This is a genomic window from Streptosporangium fragile, assembly GCF_039534445.1.
GTDB lineage: Bacteria > Actinomycetota > Actinomycetes > Streptosporangiales > Streptosporangiaceae > Streptosporangium > Streptosporangium fragile.
The window spans coordinates 22,814-47,733 of record NZ_BAAAVI010000058.1; the positions used below are offsets into that span (position 1 = coordinate 22,814).

A 24,920-nucleotide genomic window follows, 5' to 3' on the forward strand; every position below is an offset into this window, starting at 1 on the left:
GTCCGTGATGTCCCTACAAGTGATATTGAAAATGAAAATCAATGTCAAGACTTGATCCATGATGACATAGCAATGAAAATCATCACCAACCGATTGTCGGGAGTCCAGGTGGAACCTGCGCGCACTCTGCGCGAGCTGCTCGTCCGCAACCGCGACCTTCGCATGCTCTGGCTCGGCAACCTGATCAGCGTGTGCGGCGGATGGTTCTCCGCGGTCGCGGTGTTCGCGATGGTCTACGAGCACAGCGGCGCCGGCCTGGCCGCCGGGCTCACGCTGGCCGTGCGTTACCTGCCCGGCGTGCTGGCCGGGGTCTGGGGCGGCGTCCTGGCCGACCGGGCCGACCGGCGCGCGGTGATGCTGGTGACCGACGTGCTCATGGCGGCGCTCGCCGCCGCGTTCCTGCTCGCCGACGACCCGGGACGGCTCTGGCTCGTCTACCCGTTGACCTTCGCCTCCGCCGCCGCCGGATTCGTCTTCCAGGCCGCCCGCAACGCGTGGATGCCCAGCCTGGCCCGGCCGGAGGAGTACCCCCTGTACTCGGCGGCCGTGCAGGTCAACGGCCTGGTGTTCCAGGCGCTGGGCGGCGCCGCCGGAGGTCTCGTCGTCACGGTGGTGGGCTGGCGGTGGGCCTTCGCCGTCAACGCCGTCTCCTTCCTGCTGTCGGCCTGGCTCACCGCGACCGTCCGCTCCGGCGACCGGTCCGCGGGCTCCCCCTCGCACGGCTGGTTGCGCTCCCTGCGCGAAGGGGTCACGGTGGCCGTGCGCACCCGCGTCATCGCCGCCCTGCTCCTGTTGGAGGCGCTGTTCTGCCTCGGGCTGGGCGGCACGATCACCGCGATGACCTACCTGGCGCTGCGCGTACACGCCCTCGGCGAGGGCGGGACCGGATGGTTCTACGCCGTCCAGGGCGCGGTGGGAGGCGTGGTCCTGGTGCTCGCCGCCTCCCGGATCCGCGCCATGGGGCCACCCGGGCGTCACCTGGTCATCGGCCTGTCCTGCCTGGTCGAGGGCGGCCTCACCATGCTGCTCGGCCTGCCCGTCGGCGTGCTGCCCGCACTGGTGCTGTGGGGGATGATCTCCGCCGCCGAGGTGGTGTACGGCCCGGCGGCCATGACCACCCTGCTGACCGCGACGTCGAACGAGACCCGCGGCCGGGTCACGTCCCTGTGGAGCGCCACCGCCACCCTCAGCCTGGGTGTCTCGGCGGCCGTCACCGGCGCGCTCGTCGACCGGATGGGCGTCGCCGTCTTCGTCGTGCTCGGCCTGCTCATGGCGGTCGCCGGCGCCGCCTGGCTGGCCGTGCACGGTCGCGCTCCGGCGGCCTCCGGCACCGGAGCGGCTCCCGGGCGGCCGGTCGTGCCCTGACGCCTTCCGCCGGGGGAGCCGACCGGCCGGTCGTGCCCTGACGCCCTCCGCCGGGGGAGCCGATCGGCCGGTCGTGCGCCGACGCCTTCCGCCGGCGGAGCCGACCGGTCGTCCGTGCCGGCGGAGAGCCGGTCCGTGCGGATGTCAGCCCGGGATGATCAGGCCGCGCCGGTAGGCGCGGACGAGCCGGCGGGGCACCAGCAGTTCCCGCCCGTTCACCACGACCGGCACCAGGTCGGGAGCGGTGGCCTTCCACTGGGAGCGGCGGTGGCGGGTGTTGCTGCGCGAGGTCTTGCGCTTGGGAACCGCCACGGTCACCAGCTCGCCTTCGTGACGCCGGGAAGCTCGCCGCGGTGGGCCATTTCGCGGAAGCGGATGCGCGACAGCCCGAACTTGGTCAGGTGGCCGCGGGGGCGGCCGTCGACGGAGTCGCGGTTGCGCACGCGGGTGGCGCTCGCGTCACGCGGCTGGCGGCTCAGCGCGCGTACGGCCTCGGCCCGCTCCTCGGCGGTGCCGGTCCGGATGATCTCCTTCAGCTCGGCGCGGCGCCCGGCGTGCCGGGCGACGACGGCCTTCCTGCGCTCGTTGGCTGCGATCTTGCTCTTCTTGGCCATCAGACCTTTCCTCCTCGTGCCCGGATGCGGGCCACGGCGGCCTCGACGCCGATCTTGTCCACGGTCTTGATCGCTCTGGCGCTGAGGGTGAGGCGGACGAACCGGTTCTCACTGGGCAGCCAGTAGCGGCGGTGCTGGATGTTGGGGTTCCACCGGCGGCGGGTGCGCCGGTGGGAGTGGGAGACGTTGTTGCCGAAGACCGGCGCCGTACCGGTGAGCTGGCAGTGCGCGGACATCAGTTCCTCCCGTAGCGCTGGTTGAACCGCTCGACGCGGCCGGCGGTGTCGAGGACCCGGCTGCGGCCGGTGTAGAAGGGGTGGCTGGCGGAGGAGACGTCGACGTCGACCATCGGGTAGGTGTTGCCGTCCTCCCACTCGATCGTCTTGTCGCTGGTCATGGTGGATCGGGTCAGGAAGGCGACGTTCGCGCCCGGGTCGCGGAACACGACGGGGCGGTAGTCGGGGTGGATGCCCTTCTTCACGGGGTCATCGCTCCTCTCGGAAGAGCACGTGCCGGCGGAGGATCGGGTCGTACTTGCGCAGGGTGAGCCGGTCGGGATCGTTACGCCGGTTCTTGCGGGTGACGTAGGTGTAGCCGGTGCCTGCGGTCGATCGGATCTTGATCACGGGTCGGAGGTCGTTTCGGGCCATGGCGGTCCCTTCCGGGTGACAGCTGTGTCATGATATTGAAAACGGTTTTCATTATGCACCGTCCTTCAACCCGCCCGCCACCGAGCAAGGAGGCCACGTGCGGCACCCGGTCCTCACCGGCCCGTCCCCCGATCGGCAGGCCCCCGGCCTGCTCGACCGCGACCGTCCGGATCCGGCGCCGAGACACTGAGCAGGTGATCGATGGATCATCAGGACGCGCGCGAGCTCCGATCACGAGGCATGGCCGCGACCGGCCGCCGGTTGCTGGTCCTGCGCTTCCTGCGCCTGCAACGGGAGCCCAGGAGCGCCGCGGAGATCCACGCCTGTCTGCGGTCGCACGGCGACCACATCGGCCTGACGACCGTCTACCGCACGCTCGCCATCCTGGTCCGGGCCGACCTCGTGCACGCCTTCAAGCGGAACGGGGAGACGGCCTACCGGATCTGCAACCGGGGCCGCCACTGCCACCTGGTGTGCCGCGGCTGCGGAGCGGTCACCGAGATCGTGGCGTCCGGGCTGGAACCCGCGTCCACGGCGGGCTTCCGGATCGAGGAGATCTACGGAACCTGCTCCGCCTGCCTGGAGAGCGAGCCGCCGGTCCGGCCCGGCACCGGCCCCGGGCCGGGCTCGTCGGCCGGGTGAGGCTGGCGCAAAACCCGGGGCGGCCCGGCGCAAAACCCGAGGCGGCCCGGCGGAAGGCCCGGGGCAGGCCGGCGCGGTGGCCGGTCTCAGGTGCGGGGACGGGAGGTGTAGGGGAGCAGGGCCATCTCGCGGGCGTTCTTGATGGCCTTGGCGAGCTGCCGTTGCTGCTGGACGGTGACGCCGGTGACCCGGCGGCTGCGGATCTTCCCGCGGTCGGAGATGAACCTGCGCAGCAGGTCGGTGTCCTTGTAGTCGATGTAACCGACCCCGAGCAGCGGGTTGGTCTTCTTGCGGGGGGTGCGGCGGGGCTTCATGCGATCTCCTGGAGGTCGAGGATGGGGGCGAACGGGTCGTGGTAGCCGGCCCACGCGCCGGGGCCCGCCTGCTCCTCCGCCTCGGTGAGCAGGCAGGAGTCGAGCAGCGCGCGGATGCGGTCGCGATCCAGATCGGGGCCGGTGAAGACCAGGTGCTGGATGCGGTCGCCGTGTTCGGCGTCCCAGTCCAGGGTGGCCGCCATGCGGCGGGCGGGGGAGACCATCTCCCAGGCGGCCTCGGGCAGCGCCGCCAGCCAGGGGCCGGCGTCCTCCACCGAGACGATGCCGGCCACGGCGTCCCAGGCCAGCATCCGCTCGGCGCGGCCGGCCAGCCAGAACCGGCCGCGCGAGCGCACCGACTCGGTGACCAGCTCGTCCACGGCCTCGAAGAGCCGAGCCGGGTGCAGCGGGCGGCGGCTCCGCCAGACCATGGTGACGATCTCATCGGTCCGGGCGTCGCAGGGCAGCTGGGCGGTGGCGGGGTCGACGCGTTCGGCCAGCTCGGCGGTGCACACCGCGGCGCCGGTGACCTCGGGCATCGCGGTGACCTCGTGGACCGGGGTGACGGGGGCGAGATGGGCGAGCACCCTGCGGGAGAGCTCGACGTCCTCGTCGTCGCCGCCGTGCAGGACGAGGCCGGTGGGGTACTCGATCTGCCGGGCCAGCACCTCGGCCAGGTAGCGCTGGTCGCCCGCGGCGGCCGGCCTGCCGATCTCGGCCAGGCGCTCGCCACGGGTGATGTCCTCGGGCGTGGCCTCGGCGTCCAGCGCGGTGAGCACGGCGGTGAGCCGCAGCAGGTCCCGGGCCTCGTCGCAGTCGATCGCCTCGGCCACCGAACGCGGCTCCACCGAGTCCCACAGGTCCACCACGAGCAGCGAGGCGGCGGCCGCGAGCCGGACGAGCCGTGGGAGCAGGTCCTCGCGGACGGTGCAGGTGACACACCCGTGTGCGAGCTGCACATCGGACGTCTCGAGCACGCCCGACCGGTCGCGGACCACCCGCCGGACGCGGCCTTGCGTGACGGAGCGCAGGTCGTGGTGGATCGCGACCGACCCCGGATGCTCCGCCAGCAGCCGGTCGACCGCGGCCGCGCGGGCGGAGCGGTGCAGACCCGCGACGAGGACGACGGGAATGGACACAGGACCTCCGGCTACATAATGAAAACCGTTATCATTCTTATAGTACAGGTCCGCGTGCGGAGTGCGTCCCCCGCGCCGCGGGGAGAGGAGCCACCTAGACTCCGATCATGGGCGTGGACGTCGTCATGGTGCGCGCGGAGAACCGGGGAACGAGCCCGCGCAGGCGTAAGGTCGTGCCCGTGGCCGATGTCCCGGACCGCGACGACGTCTTCGTGCGGCTCGTGGAGCGGGTGCGCGGGCGGAGCCGGGCGCCGATGCTCGGGCGCGTCGATCCGTACGGAACACTGGTCCTGACCTGCTCGGAGATGCCGCAGCTCCTTCAGGAGCTCGCCTACCTCGCCGGGCTTGCGGTGGACGAGGCCGAGGCGCGGATGATCGACCGGGTGGCGGAGATCGCCCGCGCGTGCGCCGGGGATCCGGCGTCCGAGCTCCGCCTGGACGGCGATTGACCCCCGGGTGGGCGGTGCCGTCCGGGGGCGGTGAGGTCACGGCGGATTCGTCTCGGCGCTGCCGGATCCTGCGCGCGTGCGATGTCCGCCTCGGTGCAGCCGGGACCGGTCTGGTGGACTCGACGGAGAAGATCCGTCTTCCGGATCGAGTACGGCGAGGTCGCGGGGGAGCGTGCCGACGACGTCGTCGCGGCGGCGCTCAAACCGATCTCCAACCTGGAGATCGGCGAGCGGGTTCTCTACGGCCGGATGGAGAACATCGAGGAGGGCACCCTCATCGACTGAGCGCGGCCCAGAGCGTGCCGAACTCCTCGGCGGTCAGCGCGCTGAGGCCGAAGTCGTCGGGGTAGAGCGGGCCCTCGGCCAGGAAGCCGTGCTCGTCTTCGATGCGGTCCCAGGAGTATCTGCGGGCGACGCCGTCCGGGCCCAGCTCGGCGTGGCGCACGGGCCAGTACTCCCCGCCGTCGTCGATGACGGTCTCGAACAGCCACACGTGGCCGTCGGCGTCCGTCCCGTGCCAGTACAGGTGCGGTCTGTCGCTCTCGTCGAGTGCCCGAATCGCTTCTTTGCGGCGGTCCTGCACTGCTGCGCTCCTTCTGCTGCCGAGCAAAAGGCGATCGCACCTGCATGCGCTGCCTTTTGCCGGGTCGCGTGTTCTCGGTCCGCTCCGGGCGGAGGTCGACGGTCGTACGGCGGACCTGGGCGCGTCCCGGCAGCGAGTGGTGGTGGCCGGCTCGTGGCCGCGGGCGGGCACGTGGTCTCCGCCGATCGTTTCATCGATGACCTGTGGCGTGGGCGACCACCGCCCAAGACGCCGGCCGCCCTGCGGGCGCGTGCGCCCGGCCTGCGGTGGGTGCTCGAACCGGCGGGCTGCCCGGGGCCGGGTCACCGCGCCGGTGGGCGCCCGGCGGCGAGGTGGCGCCACGGAGCGTGTTCGGAGCCCGAGAAGCCGCGGATCGGCGGGCGTCGGCCGTACGATGCGAAAGGCCCTCCGGCGGATGATCGTCATCCGCTCGACGGGCGCCGCGAACCCTCCCCCCGAACGTTCTCGACGTGCGACGACGAGGGGAAGAGATGAGAAGGATCGCCGCCGCGCTCGGCCTGGGCGTCATCGGCCTCGCATCCCACGGGGCGGGCGGAGCCGCCGCTTCCGGGAGTGTTCCGGCTCCGCGGCCCGCCGTGGTTCCGGGAAGCGCCTCGGTCGCGGAGCCCGCGGCCGCTCCCGCCGAGCCGGTCTACGTGTTCAACCTTTACGGCGCGGAGGAGGGGCGGGCCGATCACCGGCCCGGGAACCTGGTGCTGTCAGAGTCCAGCACGGTGCGCGGCGTCGCCTGGCGGACCTGGCAGGGGCGGGCGGCGGCCGGCACGGGACTGCTGAGCGGGACCTGGTGCCTGCCGGGCTGCCTCACCGAGCCGTACACCGTGACGGTCACGCTCGGCACCGTGAAGAGGATCGGCGGGAGGAAGTACTTCACCCGCTTCGCCGTCCACGGCGACTTCCCCCGGCCGGAGGAGCCGGACGGCGCGATGTCCGGGGCACTTCCCACGCCGTGAGGGCGTCCGTCCGGACGGCTCCCGATTGATTTCGCATCCCGCTCCAGAGGCGTGTATGGTTACACCTGTCCGCAAGCGAGAGCGACAAGCAGGAGCGACACGGACAAGGCCCCTTTAGCTCAGTCGGCAGAGCGTCTCCATGGTAAGGAGAAGGTCTACGGTTCGATTCCGTAAAGGGGCTCAAAAGCCTGAAGGCCCTGACCGTGCGGTTGGGGCCTTCGGCGTGGAGGGCCGACTCGGTCCATCCGGAAAATGCTCAAGGTTCCCGGCCGTGAACGGGCATAATGGGGTGACCCAGAAGCGATCGCCCCTGACCCGTGCAAGTACGCAGGCACTCTGCGGGTCGGGTATCCTTGCGAGGTCGGTCGATTTCGTCGGCCTCAAGGCGGAGTAGCTCAGTCAGGCAGAGCAAACGGCTCATAATCGTTGTGTCGCCGGTTCAAGTCCGGCCTCCGCTACTACCCACCGGGTCCTCTCCTCAGGAGGGGACCTCTGCGTGGGTTGTCCACTGTCCCGAACGTAGAAAGGCACTCCCAAGTGGCTGCCACCGACGTTAGGCCTAAGATCACGCTGGCCTGCCAGGAGTGCAAGCACCGCAACTACATCACGCGGAAGAACCGGCGCAACGACCCGGATCGGCTTGAGCTGAAGAAGTACTGCCCGAACTGCAAGACGCACCAGGCGCACCGCGAGACCCGCTAGTCCGCGCGGCCTCCCACTTGCACGGGAGACGAGTGCTTCACCGGCACGCAATGAACTCAACGAGAACCGGCGCCTCCATCCGGAGGCGCCGGTTTGTCGTATCCGCGGAACTTTGTCGTTTCCGCACAGCATTTCCCGCCGGGTGTTGACCGCGGCCGACAGCCGGCGTGGGGGCGGACCGGGCTACGGTTTCCTGGTGGCCCGCGGGGGCTACATTCTGGAATCTTGTTCTGTTACTGTCGACCCCACCACCGGTGTCGGTCTCATCAGCTCGGTACTCGGTATCCGCAAAGGAGCACGATGGCTCTGAACCGCGATTTCGTCGGGCGGGCGTCCGCGCCTTCCGCGCCCTACGAGGTCAGTCGCGTGAAGATCAAGGAGTTCGCGACGGCGATCGGCGACGACAACCCGCTCTACCGGGACAGGGAGGCCGCCCGGGCGGCCGGGTACCCCGACGTGATCGCGCCGCCCACGTTCCCGATCGTGTTCAGCCTCGCCGGCGGGTCGATCCTGGCGGACCCCGAGCTGGGTCTGAACTTCGCCATGGTGGTCCACGGCGAGCAGCGCTTCGAGTATCACCGGCCGATCCACGCCGGGGACGAGCTCGTCAGCGTCTCGACGGTGACCGACATCCGCAGCGTCGGCCGCAACGAGTTCATCACCGTCAGGAGTGACGTCACGACCGTCGAGGGTGAGCCCGTGTGCACGACCTACAACACCATCGTCGAGCGTGGAGGGGCGGGCTGAGATGGCCGCGACGGTCAAGTACGACGAGGTCGAGACGGGCCAGGAGATCCCGCCCGTCGACTACCCGGTGCGCCGCGTCAACCTCGTGATGTACGCGGGGGCGTCCGGCGACTTCAACCCCATCCACTGGAACGAGCGGTTCGCCAAGACCGTCGGCCTGCCCGACGTCATCGCGCACGGCATGTTCACCATGGCTCAGGCGGGTCGGTTCGTCACCGACTGGGCGGGTGACCCGGGCGCGGTCGTCGACTACGGCGTGCGGTTCTCCTCCATGGTGGTCGTCCCCGACGACGAGCAGGGCGCCGTGATCACAGTGAGCGGGATCGTCGAGCAGAAGCTGGAGGACAAGCGTGTGGTGGTGGCGCTGACCGCCAGGTCCAACGACTCCCGGGTGCTGTCCAAGGCCCGCGCGGTGGTCCAGCTCTCGTAGGCGCGTCGCGGCGGAGGCGTCGGGCGCGCTCGGCGGGCCGGGATTCTTCTCCCGGTCCGTGGGTAGCGTCCCGGCATGAGCGAAGTACCACCTCACGTGACGGCCCTCGCCGAGCGACGGGCCGAGGCGCGGTCCCGGCGCGATCACGCCGTGGCCGACGCGCTCCGTGACGAGATCGCCGCCGCGGGCTGGCTGGTCCGTGACACCGCGGACGGGTTCGAGCTCGTTCCGGACGCGCCCTTCAAGGTCTGGCCCACGGTGCGGTCCATCCCCGTCCCGTCCGCCCGGCACGCCGGCCCGCAAGGAGCGGCCGCCGCCGCGGAGGGCTCCGCTCCGGGCCCGGAAACCGCCCGCGCCGACCGGACGCCCCCGCCCGCTGGCAGGCACGCCTCCTCCGCCGCACCGGATTCCTCGGCGCGCGCCGACTCCGCGTACCCCGGCCGGCACGCCTCCCCGGAGAGCGCGGACACCGCCGCGACCGGCCGTGACGGGGCCGCCGTGCGCGGGCGGGAAGGCACCGCGGAGGTGGGCCGCGACCGTTCCGGGGTGCTCAGCCGGGACGCCTCGGCCGACGAGAGGCGGGTCGAGGCGGCGGCGGAGCCGGGGCGGCGCCCCGGGGAGCTCGGCGTCGTGGACGCCGAGCGCGTCGCCGAGAAGGAGGCCGCGCCCGAGCAGAAGCCTCGGGGGTCCGAGCTGGTGGGCAGGGCGGACGACCTCGAAGGCCACCCTGAGCGGATGCTCTCCTCCCAGCTGCTGTGGGACGGCAGCCTGTCGATCTCCCGGCTCGACGAGTCGATCACCCCTCCGGCGGAGGTCGAGCGCCCGCGGCCCGCGCGGCCGACCGTGACGGTCGCGCTCCTCGTCGACGGCCGGCCCGACGATCTGCGCGAGTGCGTACGCGCCCTGGTGGCCCGGACCAACGCCAAGATCATGGCCCTGGACCTGGGAGACGTGGACGGCGCGGGCGGGGTTCTGCACGAACTGGTGCGAGAGTTCCCGCGCCGGGTGGAGGCATGGCACGTCGCCGAGACTCCGCACTGGCGGGGAGGTACCGCGGAGTGGGGCGAGAGCCGCGACAAGCTCCTGGCCCTCGACACCTCGGACGTGCACGTCGTGATGGAGACCTCGACCATCCTGGACGGCGACGCGATCACCCCGCTGGTCGACGAACTCGCCGAGGAGGACGTGGTCGCCGCGGGCTGGAAGGGTGTGAACCCACGTGACGACGGCCAGGAGTGGCTGGACGCCGAGCCGGGGGAGGTCCGGGGGCTGCTCGGCCAGCTGTTCGCGGTCAGGCGCGACGCCGCACTCGCCGCCGGAGGTTTTCCCGCCGGGGCCCACCGCTACCGCAACGCCGACCTGGAGTTCTCGCTCGCCCTCCCCGGCACGCTCGTCGCCCTCGGCAAGGACCTGCCGGTCCACGAGACGCGGCACCGCGGCCACCACGACGTCGACCCCGGCTGTCGGGACAGGGAGTCCCGCCGGACCTACGACCGGGTGCTGAGGCTGCTGCGCACCCCGTAGCCCATAGGCTGGTCGCGGATTTCGGCCGGGTCGTAGGGAAGCGCATGACTGAGCGGATGGCAGGGGTGCGGCTGGCGCCGTACACGACGTTGGGGCTGGGCGGACCGGCCGGGGCGTTCGTGGAGGCCGGGTCGGCCGAGGAGATCGTCGAGCTGGTGGCGGCGGCGGACCGGGCGGGCGAGCCGGTGCTCGTGCTCGGCGGCGGCAGCAACTTGGTCGTCGCCGACGACGGGTTCGACGGGCTGGTCGTGCGCGTCGCCTCGCGCGGCGTCGAGGTCGACGGCGGCCGGGTCACCGCCCAGGCCGGCGAAGACTGGGACGCCCTGGTCGAGCGCGCGGTCGCCGAGGGGTGGTCGGGCGTCGAGTGCCTGTCCGGGATCCCGGGCCTGGTCGGGTCCACCCCCATCCAGAACGTCGGCGCCTACGGGCAGGACGTGTCCCAGACGATCACCGGGGTCCGCGTCTACGACCGGCGCGCCGGAGAGGTCAGGGACCTGGACGCGCGCGAGTGCGGGTTCGCCTACCGGCACAGCGCGTTCAAGGCGGATCCCGGGCGCCACGTCGTGCTGGCGGTCACCTACGAGCTGGCCGCGGGCGGGCTGTCCGGTCCCATCGCATACCGGGAGCTGGCCACCCGGCTGGGTGTCGGCCTGGGCGAGCGGGTGCCGCTGGCCCGGGCCCGCGCGGCGGTGCTGGAGCTGCGCCGGGGCAAGGGGATGGTCCTCGACGCGGCCGACCCCGACACCCGCAGCGCGGGGTCGTTCTTCACCAACCCCGTCCTGACCGCGGACGAGGCCGCCGAGCTGGAGCGCCGGTCCCCGGGATTCCCGCGCTGGGACATGCCGGACGGCACCGTCAAGGTCCCGGCGGCATGGTTGATCGAGAACGCCGGCTTCCCCAAGGGTTACCGGCGCGGACCGGCGCGCATCTCCACCAAGCACACCCTCGCCATGACGAATCCCGACCTCTCGGCCACCACGGCCGACCTGCTCGACCTGGCCAGGGAGGTCCGCGACGGGGTGTTGGAGAAGTTCGGCGTCACCCTCGTCAACGAACCGGTGATGGTCGGCACCCGCCTCTGACCCGGTCCCGCTCCGCCACCGCTCCGCCACCGCTCCGCCACCGCTCCGCTCCGGCCCGGGCCCACCCGCCCCGCTCCTCCGATTCCGGTCCGGCCGGCCGGCGGGTTCCGGCGGTGGGCAGCCGGCCGCGGGCCCGGACACCGCGGACGGGTTCCTCCGGGGCGGCGTGCCCGGGAGGCGCGGGGAGACATGCGTCACTCCGGGAATCGGCGCGGCGGGCAGGCTGTTAAGGTCTGAGGAAACACCCGAGGGGGAGTAGTCCCAATCGCGTGATCGACATACTGGCGCCCCGTGGCGCCCGGTCGCGCGGGCCTCGGATCCGCCTGTCCGGGCGTGGTCCGCGGCGGACGAGACCTTCGGCCTGGCAGTCATTCGTCGATGCTGCCGGGCCGAAGACGTGCCCGAAACTCCCCGGGTGCCCGCTTCAGCCCGGCCGCGCGTGCGGGAAGGGCAATCTCGTTGGAAGCGTTCTGGATCAGCCTCGCCGTGATCTTCGTTGCCGAGCTCGGCGACAAGAGCCAGCTCATGGCGATGACCTTCGCGACCCGGTTCAAGCCGTGGCCGGTCCTGGCCGGCATCACCCTGGCCACCACGGTGGTCCACCTGATCAGTGTCGGCATGGGCGGGCTGGCGGGTGACCTCCTGCCCACCACCGCGATCACGATCATCGCGGGTCTCGCGTTCCTCGGCTTCGCCGTGTGGACGCTGCGCGGGGACGAGCTGACCGAGGAGGAGGCCCAGAAGGCGCGGCGCACCACCCGGTCGGCGCTCATCGCGGTGACCGTCGCCTTCTTCCTGGCCGAGCTGGGTGACAAGACCATGCTCGCCACCATCACGCTCGCCACCCAGCACGACTGGGTCGGCACCTGGATCGGCTCGACGGTCGGCATGGTCGCCGCCGACGCGCTGGCCATCGTGGTCGGCCGCATGCTCGGCAAGCACCTGCCCGAGAAGGTCATCCGGTACGGCGCCGCCGTCGCCTTCGCCGTCTTCGGCGTCGCCCTCCTGCTTGAGCCGCTGTTCGCCTGATCCGATCCGACTCCGCCGACCGTCCGGACGAGGCGGTGGGGCCTACGCCGTGCCGGACAGTGAGCCGGAGCAGGCCCGCCAGGCTCTCGGCCATGTCGGGGACGCGGGCAAGGCGACGCCTGATCGCCGCCGGTTTCGCCCCGGATATCCGCCGCGCGGTGGACGCACGGGAAGCCGGGCTCGTCTAGCGTCGTCGAGCCCGGGTTTGGACGGGCGAATGGTTTCGATGGGGTGTATCTATGTTCAAGCAGAAATATGACGTGATGCCGCGCCACGTGCTCTGCGTGCTCGGCTCGGGGCTGGATCTCGGCACGATCGAGGAGGTCGTCGGCGAGGTCGGGGGTCCCGGCTTCACCGTCGACCGGGAGAGTTTCCGGCAGGCTCCCGACCCGCGGATGGTGAGATCGTTCCGTTCCTGCCTGATGGACGACACCTTCGAGAGATCCGACTGGAAGGCCGTGGAGGAGCACGACTCCGTGGCGTACGTGCTGTCGCCGCCGATGGCGGTGCACAGCGGGTTCGACCCCCACCGGCCGACGATCGCCGGTGACGACGACGAGACCTTCGAACTGGTCTGGTACGACGCGTTCGACGCCTCGCGGCTGATGCTGGCGGTGACGGCGGCGCTGCTGCGCTCCGGCGCCACGGCCGCGAAGAACGAGAGCAGCGGCCTCACGCATGGCCGGGACCGGTGGCTCGCCATCGCCGACCGGGCAGCCGGGGCGGACGACTGGGTGGCGTTGGCCGTCGCTCTCTACTACGCCTGGGTCAAGCGGCCGCTCGCCGACGGCAACCTGCTGCGGAGCTGCGGCATGCATCTGCTGGGCGCGCCCGACGTGGAGGTCGAGGCCGCATGGCTGGCCCAGGAGACCGGGAGGCGGCCACCGGGGGCGCAGGTCGACGACAGCGTGGAGCTGATGGACCAGATGGCGCTCTACCTGCTGTGCGAAGATCGGGCACGGAAGATCCAGGATGGTGAGGGGTTCCGGCTCGCCCCCGACGCCCCGCGGTGGATCCTGGAGAGACACCCGTGCCGCCAGTACGACGAAGACGACTTCTACTTCAACCCGTACGGGTACTGGCGTCTCACACCCGACGCGTCTTCCACGCCCGCCGAACGGTAGGCCGCCACCGGTGAACGACGCCCGCCGGACGGCCGGATGTCCCCGTCCGGAGGTGCCCGCGCCCGCCGCCGTCCGGCGGCGATGACCCACAGGGGAGACACGGCAGGACGCCGTGGAGGGCCCTCGGTCCTCGGAGAGCGGGATCAGAGTGAGGACGCGGCGGCGGGCGGCGCCGATGGTGCGGACGTGCTCGGACTCGGCGGCGAAGCGCAGGGTGTCGCCGATCTCATCATGATGGGGGAGGTCAGCCGATCAGGGCGAGGCGGTGGGCGGTCGCGGCGGCCTCGCCGCGGCTGGAGACGCCCAGCTTGCCAAGGATGTTGGAGACGTGGACGCTCACGGTCTTGGCCGAGATGAACAGCTCGGCGGCGATGTCACGGTTGGAGAGCCCCTTGGCGACCAGCCGGAGCACCTCCACCTCGCGCGGGGTCAGGGCGGGCTCCGCGGCGCCGGGCTCGGCGGTCCCGGTCTCCGCGGCGAGGGAGGCGCCGACCCGGCGGGCCAGGGTCTCGATCTCGGCGGCCAGCGGCCGGGCGGAGAGGGCCACCGCGATCGGGTACGCCGTGCGCAGCCGGGTCGCGGCGCCGGCGCGGTCGCCCGCGGCGGCGGCCGCGCGTCCCGCGTGGAGCAGCGACCTGGCCCTCGGGAAGGGACGGCCGAGCCGTTCCCAGGCGGCGGCCGCGGCGTCGTGGTCGTGGATGAGGCCGAGCCGGTAGGCGTCGGCGACGGGGCTGTCCACGGTCATCGTGGCCGCGGCCTTCTCGATCTGGCCGCGCAGCGCCGCCACCCGTCCGGGCGCGAGCCGTTCGACCGCCTCGCAGATTCTCCCGAGCAGGCCGAGCACCCGCCAGCCCAGCATGGGCTTGCTCATGATCCGTGCCTCGCGGACGACGCGCTCGGCCACCTCCAGCGCGGCCAGCGGTTCCCCGCTCAGCATGTGGAAGCCGATCAGCAGCCGGGCGTCGGCCGACAGTTCCTGCATGAACTCCTCATGGGCACCGCCGAAGGCGCCCACCTCGGTCAGGACCGACCTGAGCACCTCCGTCTCGCCGCGGGCGACCGCCACATATCCGCGGACCCGCAACAGGTGGTGGCGGGTCCGCAGGGTCGGGTCCATGCGGAGGGCGTACTCGACGAGCCGGGCGGTCTCCTCGAACCGGCCCAGTGCCTCCAGGGCCTCGGCCCGGTTGTTGGCGATGAACGTGCCCTGCGCCCGGTAGCGGCCGTACTTCCTGGCCAGCCGCTCGCCTTCGAGGGCCAGCTCGATCGCCTCGGCGGAGCGGCCCATGTTGTTGAGCGCGTCCACGTTGTTGCCGATGGCGCGCAGGGTGATGCGGCCGGAGCCGACCCGCTCGCCGATCGCCTGGGCGGTGGCGTTGACGGCGATGGTGGCGGCGAGGTTGCCCGCGATCGAGTGCCCGAGGGCGAGGTTGAGCAGCAGGTCCGCCTCAAGCGACTCGTCGCCGTGCTCGCGGGCGATGCGCAGCGCCTCCTCGGTGAGCGTGGTCCCCTCCGCCACCTCGCCGCTGAACGTCAGGTACGAGCCCAGCTTGGAGAGCACGTCGGCGCGGTCCAGGCCCGGCTCGGGGACCAGCCGCTCGGCGTGGCGCAGGTCGTCGAGCACCCCCGGCTTCCGCCTGGACTTCCTCAGCTGCGACCGCTGCACCAGGAGGCGGGCCACCCGCGCGGGCTCGGCCCGCTCGTCGAGCTCCTCTAGCGCGGCCATGGCGAACTTGCTGCCCCGGTCGACCTCGCCGGAGGCCAGCGCGGCCGCCGCGGCCTTCTCCAGGACGGTGGTGTGGTCCACGCCGATCCGCTCGGCGGCGTCGGGGACCTTGCTCCACAGGGTGAGCACCCGCTCCAGGAGCTTCATCATCTCGTTGTGGGCGAAGGTCTTGGCGGCCTTGCCCGCCGCATCCCAGGCGGAGATGAGGGCCCAGACGTCGTCGCGGGCGGAGTACCAGTGATGGGCGATCTCGATGGCGGCCCGGCCGGGCGGGACCAGCGTGCGGTCCCTGCCGATCTCCTCGGCGAAGCGGGCGTGCAGCCGGACGTGCTCGCCGGGCAGGAGCTCGTCGTGTACGGCCTCGCGGATCAGCGCGTGCCGGAAGACGTAGGCGCGGCCGTCGGCGACCTGCAGCACGTTGGCCGCGATGGCGGGCCGCAGGGCGTCGTCGAGGTCGGGGCCGGACAGGCCGCTGACGGCGGCGAGCAGGTCGTGGCCCACGCGGGTGCCGCCCGCCGCGGCGACGCGCAGCACCCGCTGGGTCTCCTCGGGGAGCTGTTCGACGGAGCCGATGATCAGGTCGTGCAGCGAGTCGGGGAAGGCGCAGTCGCCGCCGCATTCCAGGAGCGCCTCGACGAACAGGGGGATGCCCTCGCTGCGCCGGAAGACCGAGTCGACCTGGGCGAAGTCGGGCACGGTGCCGAGGATCCCGGCCATCTGGGCCGCGACCTCGGCCTGGGTGAGCCGGGGCAGGTCCATCCGCAGGACCCCGTCCAGCCGCCCGAGCTCGGCGAGCACCGGCCGGAGCGGGTGCTGGCGGTGCAGGTCGTCGGAGCGGTAGGTGAGGATCATCAGCAGGGGCGCGGTGCGCAGGTTCCGGCTGAGGAAGGCGATCAGGTCGCGGCTGGACCGGTCGGCCCAGTGGAGGTCCTCGATGACGAGGATCACCGGGCGGTGCCCGGCGAGCCGTTCCAGCAGGGTGAGGATCTGCTCGAAGAGCCGCGCCCGGGCGGTGTCGCTCTCCACGTCGCCGCTCGGCTCGCCGAACTCGGGCAGCAGCCGGGCCAGGTCGCGTGCCCCTCCCTCGGGGAGCAGGGCGGCGACCTCGTCGGCACCGCATTCGCGGACGAGCTGGCGGATCGCCGCGGTGAACGGGGCGTAGGCGAGGCCCTCGGTCGACAGTTCCACGCAACCCCCGACGAGCACGTGGACGCCTTCGGCCGCGGCGCGCTCGGCGAAGCACCCGACGAGCCGGGACTTGCCGACGCCCGCCTCACCTCCGATGAGCACGGTCGCCGCGGAGTTCCCGCGTGCCCTTCTCAGGGCCTCGGCCAGATCCGCGAGCTCCGTCTCCCGTCCCACGAAGACGGGACTTACCGCCCGACCCATCATGTCTAACAGCATTTCATGCCTTATGTGAGGTTATCTCCTGATTTACCGGTCAGCGAAAGGTCCGGCCGGGAAGCCGTCGGCCCAATCAAGAAGACCGTCGGTCCGGTCATGAGGGCCGTCGGCCCGATCGGAGAGGCCGGGGAGCCGGTCAGGGGGCCGACGGCCGCGGGGGCCGGGGCGCCGGTCGGCGGATCAACGGCCGCGGGGCTCCGAAAGGAGCCCGGTCGAGGAGACCGGGAGGACGGCTGAGGAGACCGGGAGGACGGCTAAGGGGGCTGAGGAGCCCGGCCGGACAAGGGGAGACGGCCGGGCTCCGTGGTCGGGGTCACGCCGGGAGGATCTTGCCGAAGAGGCCCCGGCGGCGCTTGCCCTCCGGTTCCTCCTTCTTGGCCTCCCGGGCCTTCTCGGCCGCCTGGACCTGGCGGGCCAGGCGGTGGTTCTCGGCCGCCTCGCGGAGCTCGCCGGTCCGGTGGGCGATCATTTCGAGATGGAGATCGGGACCCATCAGGGTTCCTCCTTGGTGTGTGGTTCGCGCGGCCCGTTCGCGCCGGTGGCGCGAGCGGTGCGACTTCCTTGCACACTCAAGGCTCGTTCTAAGGCCCCCCGCCTCACATCGGGCGGATGCCTTATCCGCCGGCCTCACCCTGCCCCGGGAGTGCCTAGGACATGCCGGTTCGCCTCTAGGCATGCCCGGCCACCGCCTCGGGACCCTCACGGGACGATCTCCGCCGTGCCGTGATCTCCGATCTCCCGGGCTCTGCCGTCCCGTCTCCGGGGGCGGGCCGGAGCGTGGCCGCCGGGCTCAGAAACCGATGGGCTCGCGGACGAGTACGACGGTGCCCCGGCCGGGCAGGGCCTCCCGCTCAAGGATGAGGATCTTGCCGATGAACGACGTCTGACCGTACTTGTCGTTCAGGCGGCGCCATTCCCTGGGAAGGCTGTGGCCGCGGATGCGGCGCAGCCCGGTCTCCAGGTCCGGCACCACCTTCTGGGCGCCGACCACCCAGATGGCCTTGCGGGCGCCCGACGCGTAGGGGGCCAGCTGGCTGCCGCTGGCGGAGGCGACGAGCAGGCTGCCGCCCTCGGTGACGGCGTGCACGCTGCCGACGACCACCTCGGGGGTGGCTCCCAGCCGGATCCGCGCGTCCACGTCGCCCCCCAGGTCGCCCGCCTGCTCGCGGACGGACTGGAACTCGCCGGACTCGTCGACGTCGGCGGCGATGCCGGAGAGCCGCAGCGTCTCGCTGGAGGCGGTGAACACCGGCCTGTCCCTGGGCAGCAGGTCGGCGACGAGCTTGCGCGCCTCGGCCGCGGTGTCCACCAGGTGGACGAGGTAGCCGTTCCCGCGCAGGGCCGACGCCGCGCGGTCAAGCCGTGCCTCGTCGGCGGGGGCGGAGAAGGTCTCGTCGAGTTCGGGTGCCTGTACGGTCATGGCCGTCCTCTCGTGCTCGTCATTGGTTCTTGCTGGTAACTGACCACATTTTGCGGAACCATGAAGCGAGGGCGGAAGACGGCACCTTTTTCTGCCTCTGTGACCTGGAGGGAACCATGCCCGCGAACAGCGCGGATCCGGTCGGCGGCCGGGTGGACGTGAGAATGTCGGCCGTCATGGCGGCCCGCGACGACACGACCTGCCGGGTGCGCGACATCCTGGACAGGGTCGGTGACAAGTGGTCGCTGACCGTCATCGCGGAGCTGGGGAAGGGCGTCCGGCGCTTCACCGAGCTCAAGCACACCATCCCCGGTGTCAGCCAGCGCATGCTGACCGTGACGTTGCGCGGGCTCGAACGCGACGGGCTGGTCAGCCGCACCGTGCACCCCGTGGTGCCGCCCCGGGTCGACTACGAGCTGACCACGCTCGGGCGGACGCTGCTGGAGACCGTGTGGGCGCTCCTGGACTGGGCCCTGCAGCACGTGGACGACATCGACAAGGCCCGCGCCGACTACGACGCGCGGTGAGACCGGGCGTTTCGCGGTGCCGGGCGGCTTCGCAGACCTCGGCGAATGTTGACGAAAACGAGTGAGGGGGCTGGGCGGGGTCCGGTTTGGAACTCATCAGACCAATCGGCATGCTGGAGTGGTGTCAACTATGACGACCTCGCCAGCCGACGTGGCCGCGTCCAACGTCACGCTGCGAACCTTCCTGCACGGCCTGCCCGGTGTCGACCGGGTGGGCGCCGACCAGCGAGCGGCGATGCTCGGCACCCGATCGATCAAGACGACCGCCAAGGCGCGGGCCATCGACCTGGCCATCGGCATGGTGGACCTGACGACCCTCGAAGGAGCCGACACCCCGGGCAAGGTCCGCGCGATGTGCGCCAAGGCCGTCCGCCCCGACCCCTCAGACCCCTCCGTGCCGAAGGTGGCCGCGGTGTGCGTCTACCCCGACCTGGTGGCCCGGGCCGTGGAGGCGCTGAAGGGCTCCGGTGTCAAGGTGGCCAGTGTCGCGACCGCCTTCCCCAGCGGGCGCTCCTCCCTCGACGTCAAGGTCGCCGACACCGCGTTCGCGGTGGCGGCCGGGGCCGACGAGATCGACATGGTCATCGACCGGGGTGCCTTCCTCGCGGGTGACTACCTCAAGGTCTTCGAGGAGATCGCCGCCGTCAAGGCCGCGTGCGGCGACGCGCACCTGAAGGTGATCCTGGAGACCGGCGAGCTGTCCACGTACGACAACGTGCGCCGCGCGTCCTGGCTGGCCATGCTGGCCGGCGGTGACTTCATCAAGACCTCCACGGGCAAGGTCCAGCCCGCCGCGACCCTCCCGGTGACGCTGGTCATGCTGGAGGCGGTCCGCGACTTCCTCGCCTCGACCGGCCGCAAGGTCGGGGTGAAGCCCGCCGGTGGCATCCGGACCACCAAGGACGCCGTCAAGATGCTCGTCCTGGTCAACGAGACCGTCGGCGAGGGCTGGCTGAGCCCCGACTGGTTCCGGCTCGGCGCCTCCTCCCTCCTGAACGACCTGCTGATGCAGCGCCAGAAGATGGCCACCGGCAGGTACGCGGGCCCCGACTACTTCACCCTCGACTAACCCCGACGAAGGCGTTCCCATGTTTGAATACGCACCGGCGCCCGAGTCCCGTGACGTCGTCGACATCCGGCCCTCCTACGGCCTGTTCATCGACGGCGAGTTCGTCGACGGCACCGGAAAACCCTTCAAGACGGTCAATCCCGCCTCCGAGGAGGTCCTGGCCGAGGTGGCCACGGCCTCGCCGGACGACGTCGACCGGGCCGTCCGGGCCGCGCGCAAGGCGTTCGGCGGCTGGTCGGCGCTGCCCGGCGCCGAGCGCGCCAAATACCTGTTCCGGATCGCGCGCATCATCCAGGAGCGCTCGCGCGAGCTGGCCGTGCTGGAGTCGCTGGACAACGGCAAGCCGATCCGCGAGTCACGTGACGTGGACCTGCCCCTGGTCGCGGCGCACTTCTTCTACTACGCGGGCTGGGCGGACAAGCTCGGCTACGCCGGGTACGGCCCCGACCCGCGCCCGCTCGGGGTGGCCGGCCAGGTCATCCCGTGGAACTTCCCCCTGCTCATGCTGGCCTGGAAGATCGCCCCGGCGCTGGCCTGCGGAAACACGGTCGTCCTCAAGCCCGCCGAGACCACCCCGCTGACCGCGCTGCTGTTCGCGGAGATCTGCGGGCAGGCCGGCCTGCCGCCCGGCGTCGTCAACATCGTGACCGGCGCCGGCGAGACCGGCGCGGCCGTCGTGAACCACCCGGACGTCGACAAGGTGGCCTTCACCGGCTCCACCGAGGTCGGCCGCCAGATCGCCCGTGCGGTCGCCGGGTCGGGCAAGAAGGCCACCCTGGAGCTCGGCGGCAAGGCCGCGAACATCGTCTTCGAGGACGCCGCGCTCGACCAGGCCGTCGAGGGCATCGTCAACGGCATCTTCTTCAACCAGGGCCACGTCTGCTGCGCGGGCTCCCGGCTGCTGGTGCAGGAGTCGATCGGGGCGGAGCTGCTCGACGCTCTCAAGCGGCGGCTCGGCACGCTCCGGCTGGGCGACCCGCTGGACAAGAACACCGACATCGGCGCGATCAACTCCGCGGCCCAGCTCGCCAAGATTCGCGAGCTGTCGGACCTCGGCGAGGCGGAGGGCGCCGAACGCTGGTCTCCGTCGTGCGCGCTGCCCGACAAGGGCTTCTGGTTCCCGCCGACCATCTTCACCGGCGTCGCCCAGTCGCACCGGATCGCCCGCGAGGAGGTCTTCGGTCCCGTCCTGTCCGTGCTGACCTTCCGCACCCCGGCCGAGGCGGTGGAGAAGGCCAACAACACCCCGTTCGGCCTGTCCGCCGGCGTCTGGACGGAGAAGGGCTCGCGCATCCTGTGGATGGCGAGCAAGCTCCGCGCCGGCGTCGTCTGGGCCAACACCTTCAACCGGTTCGACCCCACCTCGCCGTTCGGCGGCTACAAGGAGTCGGGATACGGGAGAGAGGGCGGCCGGCACGGGCTGGAGGCGTATCTCGATGTGTGACCACAACGGTGCCGGGCGCCGTTCACGCCGTGCCCAGAGCACCCGGGGCCACGGCTTCGCCCGCGCCGGACGGCCGGCGCTGCGCGGCTGGTTCGCCCACCGGTGCGGCGTGAGCCGCTGCGGCCAGGTCTTCGTACCGGCGCGGCTGGCACAGCAGGAGAGCTCGTGGAGAGGGCGGGGAAATGAGTAAGGCGGAGAAGCCGAGCCGGGCACGCGCGGGCAGACGGGCCGCCGGGCGTCCCGAGGGCGAGGCGGCCGAGCACGCCGGCGGCCCGAAGAGCGCGGTGAAGGCTTCGGAGAGCGGGACCGCCGGGTCCGCGGAGGCGGCGGGGTCTGCGACGGAGACCGGGTCCGTGGAGACGGCCGGGGCTCCGGCGCAGGCCGGGTCCGGGGAGGTCGCCGGGCGTACGGGCGACGGACCGGGCGACGGCGGCCGGGTTCGTGGGCCCGCGCGGCTCGCCGTGCGCAAGACGTACAAGCTGTACATCGGCGGGGCGTTCCCGCGTTCGGAGAGCGGAAGGTCCTACGCCGTGACCTCCTCCAGGGGCGACTTCCTGGCCAACGCCTCCAAGGCCTCCCGCAAGGACGCCCGCGACGCGGTGTCGGCCGCGCGCAAGGCGTTCGGCGGCTGGTCCGGTGCCACTGCCTACAACCGGGGGCAGATCCTCTACCGCGTCGCCGAGATGCTTGAGGGCCGCCGGGCCCAGTTCGCCGCCGAGCTGGCCGAGGCGGGGACGGCCGACCCCGGGCGGATCGTGGACGCGGCCGTCGACCGGCTGGTCTGGTACGCCGGGTGGTCCGACAAGATCGCCGCGGTGGTGGGCTCCGCCAATCCGGTCGCCGGGCCGTACTTCAACATCTCCTCGCCGGAGCCGACCGGCGTGGTCGCGGTGGTCGCCCCCGACGAGCCGCTGCTGGGGCTCGTCTCGGTCGTCGCCCCGGTGATCGTCACGGGCAACACCTGCGTGGTGATCGCGAGTGAGCGGGCGCCGCTGCCCTCGATCACCCTGGCCGAGGTGCTGGCCACCTCGGACCTTCCCGGCGGGGTGGTCAACATCCTCACCGGCTCGGTCAGGGAGATCGCCCCCTGGCTGGCCGGGCACATGGACGTCAACGCCATCGACCTCACCGGGGTCGCCGACGGGGGCCTGGCGGTCGCGTGCGAGGAGGCCGCGGCGGAGAACCTCAAGCGCGTCCTCCGCCCCGCCGGCGCGACCGACTGGTCCGCCGACCCCGGGACCGGGCGCCTGACGGCCTTCCTGGAGACCAAGACCGTCTGGCATCCCACCGCGGTCTGACCCCGCGAACCGTGCGCCCGGCCCTGCGCGGGCCCCGCGGTCCGGCCCCCTCCGGGATCCGGCCCCGCGGGACCCGGGGCCGGATCCCGCCCTCCGGCTCAGGCCGCCGGGGTCCGGCTCAGGCCGCCGGGGCGTGGCGGGGCCAGGGGTGGGCGGCCTCCAACTGCGCGGCCAGGGCCAGCAACTGGGCCTCGCCGCCGGGGGCGGCGACAAGCTGGACGCCGATGGGCGTACCGCTGGAGTGCATGCCGTACGGGACGCTCATGGCCGGCCAGCCGGCCATGTTCCAGGCTCCGGTGGCGGGGGCGTACGTCACGTTGGTGCGGACGTTCGCCAGGAGGCCGCGGCGGCCCCAGCGGTCGGCGGCGGGCGGCACGGCGGCGAGCGTCGGCGTGACGAGCACGTCGGCGTTGCCGAGCCACCGGTCGGCCCCGTTGGCGCGCCAGCGGTCGCGGCCCGCTGCGCCGTCCATGCCCAGCCGGGCGAGGAGCCGGCCCGTCCGCACAAGTGACCTGGTGCGGCGCTCCAGGCCGCGCGGGTCGAGCCCCCGAGCGTCGTCGCGCGCGCAGGAGAACCAGGTGGCGACCGTCGCGTTGCCGAGCCAGACGGGCATTCGCGAGGTGTGCTCCACCACGGTGTGCCCGGCGGCGCCGAGAGCCTCGGCCGCCGCGCTCACCGCCGCCCGGAACTCCGCGTCCACCGAGAACCCGGGCGGCAGCGGCGCGGGCGCCACCGCGATCCGCAACCCCACCGGCTCCGCGGGGGTCAGCCCGCCCGGGTAGTCGTCGATGGCGCTGCCGACCCCGAGGGACTCGCTCTCGCCGGGCGTCGTCAGCGACATGTCGCCCGCCATCACGGCCAGGGCGAGGGCGAGGTCGGCCACGGTCGTGGCGAGCGGGCCGTTCTCCGACATCCCGTACCAGTCGCGCTCGGGCGGCGGGACCACCCCGTGGCCGGGTTTGATCGTGACCAGCCCGCAGCAGGCGGCCGGGATGCGCAGCGAGCCCAGCCCGTCGTTGCCGTGGGCCAGCGGCACCATCCCCGCGGTCACCGCCGCGGCGCTCCCGCCCGACGACCCGCCGGGGGTGCGCCCGAGGTCCCACGGGTTGCGCGTGATCCCGTACACGCTGTCGCAGAAGCCGGACAGGCACAGCTCCGGCACGTTGGTGAGACCGACGACCACCGCCCCCGCCGCCCTGAGCCGGGCCACCACCGGATGGTCGTCGGCGGCCGGCGCGCCGGGGGGCGCCGCGGACCCGTTGCGCGAGGTCTCGCCCCGGACCGCGACGTTGTCCTTGACGGCGACCGGCACCCCGGCGAGCGGCAGCGTGGCCAGGTCCTCGCGCTCCTGCAGGGCACGCGCCTCGGCCAGCGCCTTCTCGGCGCGGACCACGCGGAACGCCCCGATGCGCCCGTCTCGCTCGGCGATGGCGTCGAGGTGCTCCCCGACGACCACGGGCGCGGTGACCTTCCCCTGCCGCACGGCTTCTGAGATCTCCACTGCGGAACTTCCCACCCACGACATGCACCGAGTGTGGTGCGATGCGCGTGTCAGGGGAAGCGTTCCACATCTCAATCGGATGACGTGTCCGGCGCGTCGGCGTTATCCGGGCGGCCCTTCCTGAGTTCGCGGCCCGCCGCCTTGAGCGCCAGGCGCAGCGCGTACTCCAGCTGCGCGTTGACGCTCCTCAGATCGTCGGCCGCCCATCTGGCGATCGCCTCGTAGACGGCCGGATCGAGTCTCAACAGGACCTTCTTGCGCTCGACCATGCTCAGCCATAGAGACTGCCGGCGTTGACCACCGGCTGAGTCGCCCGGTCACCGCACAGGACGACCAGCAGGTTGGACACCATCTGCGCCTTGCGCTCCTCGTCGAGCTCCACGACGTCCTCCTCGCGCAGTTTGTTCAACGCGAGCTGGACCATGCCCACCGCGCCCGCGACGATGTGGGCGCGCGCCGCGACCACCTGGGTGGCCTGCTGGCGGACGAGCATAGCCTGAGCGATCTCCGGCGCGTACGCGAGATGGGTGATCCTCGCCTCCAGCACCTCCACCCCGGCCAGCTGGGTGCGGTCGCTCAGCTCGGCGGTGAGCTCGACGGCCACCTCGGCTCCGTCGCGGAGGCTGGTGCGGCCCTCGTCGTGGGCGTCGTACGGGTGGCTGGTGGCCAGGTGCCGGACGGCGGCCTCCGACTGGATCGCCACGTACTCCTCGTAGTCGTCCACGGAGAACGCCGCCTTGGCGGTGTCGGTCACCCGGTAGACGACGACGGCCGCGATCTCGACCGGGCTGCCGTCGGCGTCGTTCACCTTGAGCTTGGCCGTCTCGAAGTTGCGCACCCGGAGGGTGACGCGCTTCTTGCTGGTGAACGGCAGCACCCACTGGAAGCCGGCCTGGTTCACCGATCCGACATAGCGGCCGAGGAACTGCACGACCTTCGCCTCGTTGGGGTTGACCACCGTGAACCCGGTCATCACGACAACCGCGACGACCCCCCAGACGATCGCCGCGGCGGCCGCCCCCTCCAGCCTCGCGGCCGCCCATCCGGCGGCGACCGCGGCAGCCCCCAGCACCACAAGCCCGAGCAGAACGGCGAAGCCGCTCATCCGGAAAGCGCGTCGTTCCATGAGCCCTACCTTTGCTATCGGAGTGATATCACTACGATAT

At 72.0% G+C, this 24,920-nt stretch carries 30 protein-coding genes and 2 tRNA genes; 18 read left to right on the forward strand and 14 right to left on the reverse strand.

All coding sequences use genetic code 11. From position 1 onward, the window contains the following. The first annotated feature begins 108 nt into the window (after positions 1 to 108). Positions 109 to 1,365 (forward strand): MFS transporter, encoded by a 1,257-nt coding sequence (locus ABD841_RS30250; RefSeq protein ID WP_344978905.1) that lies wholly within the window; start codon positions 109 to 111, stop codon positions 1,363 to 1,365. A 144-nt stretch (positions 1,366 to 1,509) separates the two neighbouring features. On the opposite strand, the gene rpmF is transcribed toward ABD841_RS30250, so the two are convergent. The 5 genes from rpmF to rpmG (ABD841_RS30275) are packed head-to-tail and all read right to left on the reverse strand — an operon-like array spanning position 1,510 to position 2,629. Continuing rightward, positions 1,510 to 1,677, reverse strand: coding sequence for a 50S ribosomal protein L32 (rpmF, locus tag ABD841_RS30255; RefSeq protein WP_344978968.1), 168 nt, complete (start codon positions 1,675 to 1,677; stop codon positions 1,510 to 1,512). Positions 1,678 to 1,679: 2 nt separating this feature from the next. Beyond that, positions 1,680 to 1,979 carry a 30S ribosomal protein S14 gene (rpsN, locus tag ABD841_RS30260; RefSeq protein WP_344978907.1) on the reverse strand — a complete coding sequence of 100 codons (300 nt, stop codon included), beginning with the start codon at positions 1,977 to 1,979 and terminating at the stop codon, positions 1,680 to 1,682. Then, positions 1,979 to 2,215, reverse strand: a complete 237-nt coding sequence (rpmB, locus tag ABD841_RS30265; RefSeq protein WP_344978909.1) for a 50S ribosomal protein L28 — start codon at positions 2,213 to 2,215, stop codon at positions 1,979 to 1,981. Before rpmB ends, rpsN begins: the two co-directional genes overlap by 1 nt. Then, positions 2,215 to 2,460: a type B 50S ribosomal protein L31 gene (locus tag ABD841_RS30270; RefSeq protein WP_344978911.1), complete on the reverse strand. Its 246-nt coding sequence runs from the start codon at positions 2,458 to 2,460 to the stop codon at positions 2,215 to 2,217. Before ABD841_RS30270 ends, rpmB begins: the two co-directional genes overlap by 1 nt. A gap of 4 nt (positions 2,461 to 2,464) precedes the next feature. Further along, positions 2,465 to 2,629 carry a 50S ribosomal protein L33 gene (gene rpmG, locus ABD841_RS30275; RefSeq protein ID WP_344978913.1) on the reverse strand — a complete coding sequence of 55 codons (165 nt, stop codon included), beginning with the start codon at positions 2,627 to 2,629 and terminating at the stop codon, positions 2,465 to 2,467. A 201-nt stretch (positions 2,630 to 2,830) separates the two neighbouring features. Between rpmG (ABD841_RS30275) and ABD841_RS30280 the strand changes: the two genes are divergently transcribed. Beyond that, positions 2,831 to 3,271, forward strand: coding sequence for a Fur family transcriptional regulator (locus ABD841_RS30280; protein WP_344978915.1), 441 nt, complete (start codon positions 2,831 to 2,833; stop codon positions 3,269 to 3,271). An 86-nt stretch (positions 3,272 to 3,357) separates the two neighbouring features. On the opposite strand, the gene rpsR is transcribed toward ABD841_RS30280, so the two are convergent. Together rpsR and ABD841_RS30290 are read right to left on the reverse strand one after the other, a co-directional pair. Further along, positions 3,358 to 3,585 carry a 30S ribosomal protein S18 gene (gene rpsR / locus ABD841_RS30285; protein WP_344978917.1) on the reverse strand — a complete coding sequence of 76 codons (228 nt, stop codon included), beginning with the start codon at positions 3,583 to 3,585 and terminating at the stop codon, positions 3,358 to 3,360. Next, the gene (locus ABD841_RS30290) at positions 3,582 to 4,724 is read right to left on the reverse strand and encodes a CobW family GTP-binding protein (protein WP_344978919.1); all 1,143 of its coding nucleotides are present in this window, start codon (positions 4,722 to 4,724) and stop codon (positions 3,582 to 3,584) included. Before ABD841_RS30290 ends, rpsR begins: the two co-directional genes overlap by 4 nt. A gap of 107 nt (positions 4,725 to 4,831) precedes the next feature. Here ABD841_RS30290 and ABD841_RS30295 point away from each other — a divergent pair, with 107 nt between their 5' ends. Next, positions 4,832 to 5,173 carry a hypothetical protein gene (locus ABD841_RS30295; RefSeq protein ID WP_344978921.1) on the forward strand — a complete coding sequence of 114 codons (342 nt, stop codon included), beginning with the start codon at positions 4,832 to 4,834 and terminating at the stop codon, positions 5,171 to 5,173. An 81-nt stretch (positions 5,174 to 5,254) separates the two neighbouring features. Continuing rightward, entirely contained in the window at positions 5,255 to 5,458 is a 204-nt protein-coding gene (locus tag ABD841_RS30300) for a hypothetical protein (protein ID WP_344978923.1), read from the forward strand. Here the strand turns inward: ABD841_RS30300 and ABD841_RS30305 are convergent. Beyond that, entirely contained in the window at positions 5,448 to 5,756 is a 309-nt protein-coding gene (locus ABD841_RS30305; RefSeq protein ID WP_344978925.1) for a hypothetical protein, read from the reverse strand. The genes ABD841_RS30300 and ABD841_RS30305 overlap by 11 nt on opposite strands. Before the next feature lie 491 nt (positions 5,757 to 6,247). Between ABD841_RS30305 and ABD841_RS30310 the strand changes: the two genes are divergently transcribed. From ABD841_RS30310 to ABD841_RS30355, 10 genes are all read left to right on the forward strand, one after another. Next, complete coding sequence (locus tag ABD841_RS30310; protein ID WP_344978927.1) at positions 6,248 to 6,727, forward strand: hypothetical protein; 480 nt, start codon at positions 6,248 to 6,250, stop codon at positions 6,725 to 6,727. A gap of 108 nt (positions 6,728 to 6,835) precedes the next feature. Then, positions 6,836 to 6,908: transfer RNA gene (locus ABD841_RS30315), tRNA-Thr, on the forward strand. Positions 6,909 to 7,111: 203 nt separating this feature from the next. Next, a tRNA-Met gene (locus tag ABD841_RS30320) sits at positions 7,112 to 7,185 on the forward strand. Between the two features lie 79 nt (positions 7,186 to 7,264). Next, positions 7,265 to 7,429 (forward strand): 50S ribosomal protein L33, encoded by a 165-nt coding sequence (gene rpmG / locus ABD841_RS30325; protein ID WP_030921771.1) that lies wholly within the window; start codon positions 7,265 to 7,267, stop codon positions 7,427 to 7,429. 300 nt (positions 7,430 to 7,729) lie between these two features. Next, positions 7,730 to 8,176, forward strand: coding sequence for a MaoC family dehydratase N-terminal domain-containing protein (locus tag ABD841_RS30330; RefSeq protein ID WP_344978929.1), 447 nt, complete (start codon positions 7,730 to 7,732; stop codon positions 8,174 to 8,176). A 1-nt stretch (position 8,177) separates the two neighbouring features. Then, positions 8,178 to 8,606, forward strand: coding sequence for a MaoC family dehydratase (locus ABD841_RS30335; protein WP_344978931.1), 429 nt, complete (start codon positions 8,178 to 8,180; stop codon positions 8,604 to 8,606). A 75-nt stretch (positions 8,607 to 8,681) separates the two neighbouring features. Next, a complete protein-coding gene (locus tag ABD841_RS30340) occupies positions 8,682 to 10,130 on the forward strand; it encodes a CysS/YqeB C-terminal domain-containing protein (RefSeq protein ID WP_344978933.1) in 1,449 nt (482 codons plus the stop codon). A 44-nt stretch (positions 10,131 to 10,174) separates the two neighbouring features. Then, entirely contained in the window at positions 10,175 to 11,212 is a 1,038-nt protein-coding gene (locus ABD841_RS30345; RefSeq protein ID WP_344978935.1) for a UDP-N-acetylmuramate dehydrogenase, read from the forward strand. Between the two features lie 459 nt (positions 11,213 to 11,671). Next, a complete protein-coding gene (locus ABD841_RS30350; RefSeq protein WP_344978937.1) occupies positions 11,672 to 12,241 on the forward strand; it encodes a TMEM165/GDT1 family protein in 570 nt (189 codons plus the stop codon). 239 nt (positions 12,242 to 12,480) lie between these two features. Next, positions 12,481 to 13,365, forward strand: coding sequence for a hypothetical protein (locus ABD841_RS30355; RefSeq protein WP_344978939.1), 885 nt, complete (start codon positions 12,481 to 12,483; stop codon positions 13,363 to 13,365). A gap of 244 nt (positions 13,366 to 13,609) precedes the next feature. Here the strand turns inward: ABD841_RS30355 and ABD841_RS30360 are convergent, their stop codons facing one another. The 3 genes from ABD841_RS30360 to ABD841_RS30370 all read right to left on the reverse strand — a co-directional run bounded on the left by ABD841_RS30360 (position 13,610) and on the right by ABD841_RS30370 (position 17,915). Then, a complete protein-coding gene (locus tag ABD841_RS30360; RefSeq protein WP_344978941.1) occupies positions 13,610 to 16,483 on the reverse strand; it encodes an ATP-binding protein in 2,874 nt (957 codons plus the stop codon). Between the two features lie 325 nt (positions 16,484 to 16,808). Then, on the reverse strand, positions 16,809 to 16,988 hold the full coding sequence (locus ABD841_RS30365; protein ID WP_344978943.1) for a hypothetical protein: 180 nt from the start codon (positions 16,986 to 16,988) through the stop codon (positions 16,809 to 16,811). Between the two features lie 297 nt (positions 16,989 to 17,285). After that, positions 17,286 to 17,915, reverse strand: coding sequence for an LUD domain-containing protein (locus ABD841_RS30370; protein WP_344978945.1), 630 nt, complete (start codon positions 17,913 to 17,915; stop codon positions 17,286 to 17,288). 116 nt (positions 17,916 to 18,031) lie between these two features. Here ABD841_RS30370 and ABD841_RS30375 point away from each other — a divergent pair, with 116 nt between their 5' ends. From ABD841_RS30375 to ABD841_RS30390, 4 genes are all read left to right on the forward strand, one after another. After that, positions 18,032 to 18,442, forward strand: coding sequence for a winged helix-turn-helix transcriptional regulator (locus tag ABD841_RS30375; protein WP_344978946.1), 411 nt, complete (start codon positions 18,032 to 18,034; stop codon positions 18,440 to 18,442). Positions 18,443 to 18,572: 130 nt separating this feature from the next. Then, positions 18,573 to 19,511: a deoxyribose-phosphate aldolase gene (gene deoC, locus ABD841_RS30380; RefSeq protein ID WP_344978947.1), complete on the forward strand. Its 939-nt coding sequence runs from the start codon at positions 18,573 to 18,575 to the stop codon at positions 19,509 to 19,511. Positions 19,512 to 19,530: 19 nt separating this feature from the next. Then, on the forward strand, positions 19,531 to 20,955 hold the full coding sequence (locus ABD841_RS30385; RefSeq protein ID WP_344978948.1) for an aldehyde dehydrogenase family protein: 1,425 nt from the start codon (positions 19,531 to 19,533) through the stop codon (positions 20,953 to 20,955). A 461-nt stretch (positions 20,956 to 21,416) separates the two neighbouring features. Then, positions 21,417 to 22,253 carry an aldehyde dehydrogenase family protein gene (locus ABD841_RS30390; protein WP_344978969.1) on the forward strand — a complete coding sequence of 279 codons (837 nt, stop codon included), beginning with the start codon at positions 21,417 to 21,419 and terminating at the stop codon, positions 22,251 to 22,253. Between the two features lie 118 nt (positions 22,254 to 22,371). Here the strand turns inward: ABD841_RS30390 and ABD841_RS30395 are convergent, their stop codons facing one another. The 3 genes from ABD841_RS30395 to ABD841_RS30405 all read right to left on the reverse strand — a co-directional run bounded on the left by ABD841_RS30395 (position 22,372) and on the right by ABD841_RS30405 (position 24,880). Continuing rightward, positions 22,372 to 23,754: an amidase gene (locus tag ABD841_RS30395; RefSeq protein WP_344978950.1), complete on the reverse strand. Its 1,383-nt coding sequence runs from the start codon at positions 23,752 to 23,754 to the stop codon at positions 22,372 to 22,374. A 71-nt stretch (positions 23,755 to 23,825) separates the two neighbouring features. Further along, positions 23,826 to 24,023: a type II toxin-antitoxin system antitoxin gene (locus tag ABD841_RS30400; RefSeq protein ID WP_344978952.1), complete on the reverse strand. Its 198-nt coding sequence runs from the start codon at positions 24,021 to 24,023 to the stop codon at positions 23,826 to 23,828. A 2-nt stretch (positions 24,024 to 24,025) separates the two neighbouring features. After that, positions 24,026 to 24,880: an SPFH domain-containing protein gene (locus tag ABD841_RS30405; RefSeq protein ID WP_344978954.1), complete on the reverse strand. Its 855-nt coding sequence runs from the start codon at positions 24,878 to 24,880 to the stop codon at positions 24,026 to 24,028. Between the last annotated feature and the right edge of the window lie 40 nt (positions 24,881 to 24,920).

What these genes read in the sequence shown, in the direction of transcription:
- rpsN (WP_344978907.1), bottom strand. Translation starts at nt 1,979, where the DNA reads ATGGCCAAGAAGAGCAAGATCGCAGCCAACGAGCGCAGGAAGGCCGTC.
- rpmG (WP_344978913.1), bottom strand. Translation starts at nt 2,629, where the DNA reads ATGGCCCGAAACGACCTCCGACCCGTGATCAAGATCCGATCGACCGCA.
- ABD841_RS30370 (WP_344978945.1), bottom strand. Translation starts at nt 17,915, where the DNA reads ATGACCGTACAGGCACCCGAACTCGACGAGACCTTCTCCGCCCCCGCC.
- ABD841_RS30385 (WP_344978948.1), top strand. Translation starts at nt 19,531, where the DNA reads ATGTTTGAATACGCACCGGCGCCCGAGTCCCGTGACGTCGTCGACATC.
- ABD841_RS30375 (WP_344978946.1), top strand. Translation starts at nt 18,032, where the DNA reads ATGCCCGCGAACAGCGCGGATCCGGTCGGCGGCCGGGTGGACGTGAGA.
- ABD841_RS30355 (WP_344978939.1), top strand. Translation starts at nt 12,481, where the DNA reads ATGTTCAAGCAGAAATATGACGTGATGCCGCGCCACGTGCTCTGCGTG.
- deoC (WP_344978947.1), top strand. Translation starts at nt 18,573, where the DNA reads ATGACGACCTCGCCAGCCGACGTGGCCGCGTCCAACGTCACGCTGCGA.
- ABD841_RS30330 (WP_344978929.1), top strand. Translation starts at nt 7,730, where the DNA reads ATGGCTCTGAACCGCGATTTCGTCGGGCGGGCGTCCGCGCCTTCCGCG.
- rpmB (WP_344978909.1), bottom strand. Translation starts at nt 2,215, where the DNA reads ATGTCCGCGCACTGCCAGCTCACCGGTACGGCGCCGGTCTTCGGCAAC.
- rpsR (WP_344978917.1), bottom strand. Translation starts at nt 3,585, where the DNA reads ATGAAGCCCCGCCGCACCCCCCGCAAGAAGACCAACCCGCTGCTCGGG.
- ABD841_RS30365 (WP_344978943.1), bottom strand. Translation starts at nt 16,988, where the DNA reads ATGGGTCCCGATCTCCATCTCGAAATGATCGCCCACCGGACCGGCGAG.
- ABD841_RS30405 (WP_344978954.1), bottom strand. Translation starts at nt 24,880, where the DNA reads ATGGAACGACGCGCTTTCCGGATGAGCGGCTTCGCCGTTCTGCTCGGG.
- ABD841_RS30300 (WP_344978923.1), top strand. Translation starts at nt 5,255, where the DNA reads ATGTCCGCCTCGGTGCAGCCGGGACCGGTCTGGTGGACTCGACGGAGA.
- ABD841_RS30280 (WP_344978915.1), top strand. Translation starts at nt 2,831, where the DNA reads ATGGATCATCAGGACGCGCGCGAGCTCCGATCACGAGGCATGGCCGCG.
- ABD841_RS30295 (WP_344978921.1), top strand. Translation starts at nt 4,832, where the DNA reads ATGGGCGTGGACGTCGTCATGGTGCGCGCGGAGAACCGGGGAACGAGC.
- ABD841_RS30360 (WP_344978941.1), bottom strand. Translation starts at nt 16,483, where the DNA reads ATGATGGGTCGGGCGGTAAGTCCCGTCTTCGTGGGACGGGAGACGGAG.
- ABD841_RS30345 (WP_344978935.1), top strand. Translation starts at nt 10,175, where the DNA reads ATGACTGAGCGGATGGCAGGGGTGCGGCTGGCGCCGTACACGACGTTG.
- ABD841_RS30340 (WP_344978933.1), top strand. Translation starts at nt 8,682, where the DNA reads ATGAGCGAAGTACCACCTCACGTGACGGCCCTCGCCGAGCGACGGGCC.
- ABD841_RS30335 (WP_344978931.1), top strand. Translation starts at nt 8,178, where the DNA reads ATGGCCGCGACGGTCAAGTACGACGAGGTCGAGACGGGCCAGGAGATC.
- ABD841_RS30400 (WP_344978952.1), bottom strand. Translation starts at nt 24,023, where the DNA reads ATGGTCGAGCGCAAGAAGGTCCTGTTGAGACTCGATCCGGCCGTCTAC.
- ABD841_RS30310 (WP_344978927.1), top strand. Translation starts at nt 6,248, where the DNA reads ATGAGAAGGATCGCCGCCGCGCTCGGCCTGGGCGTCATCGGCCTCGCA.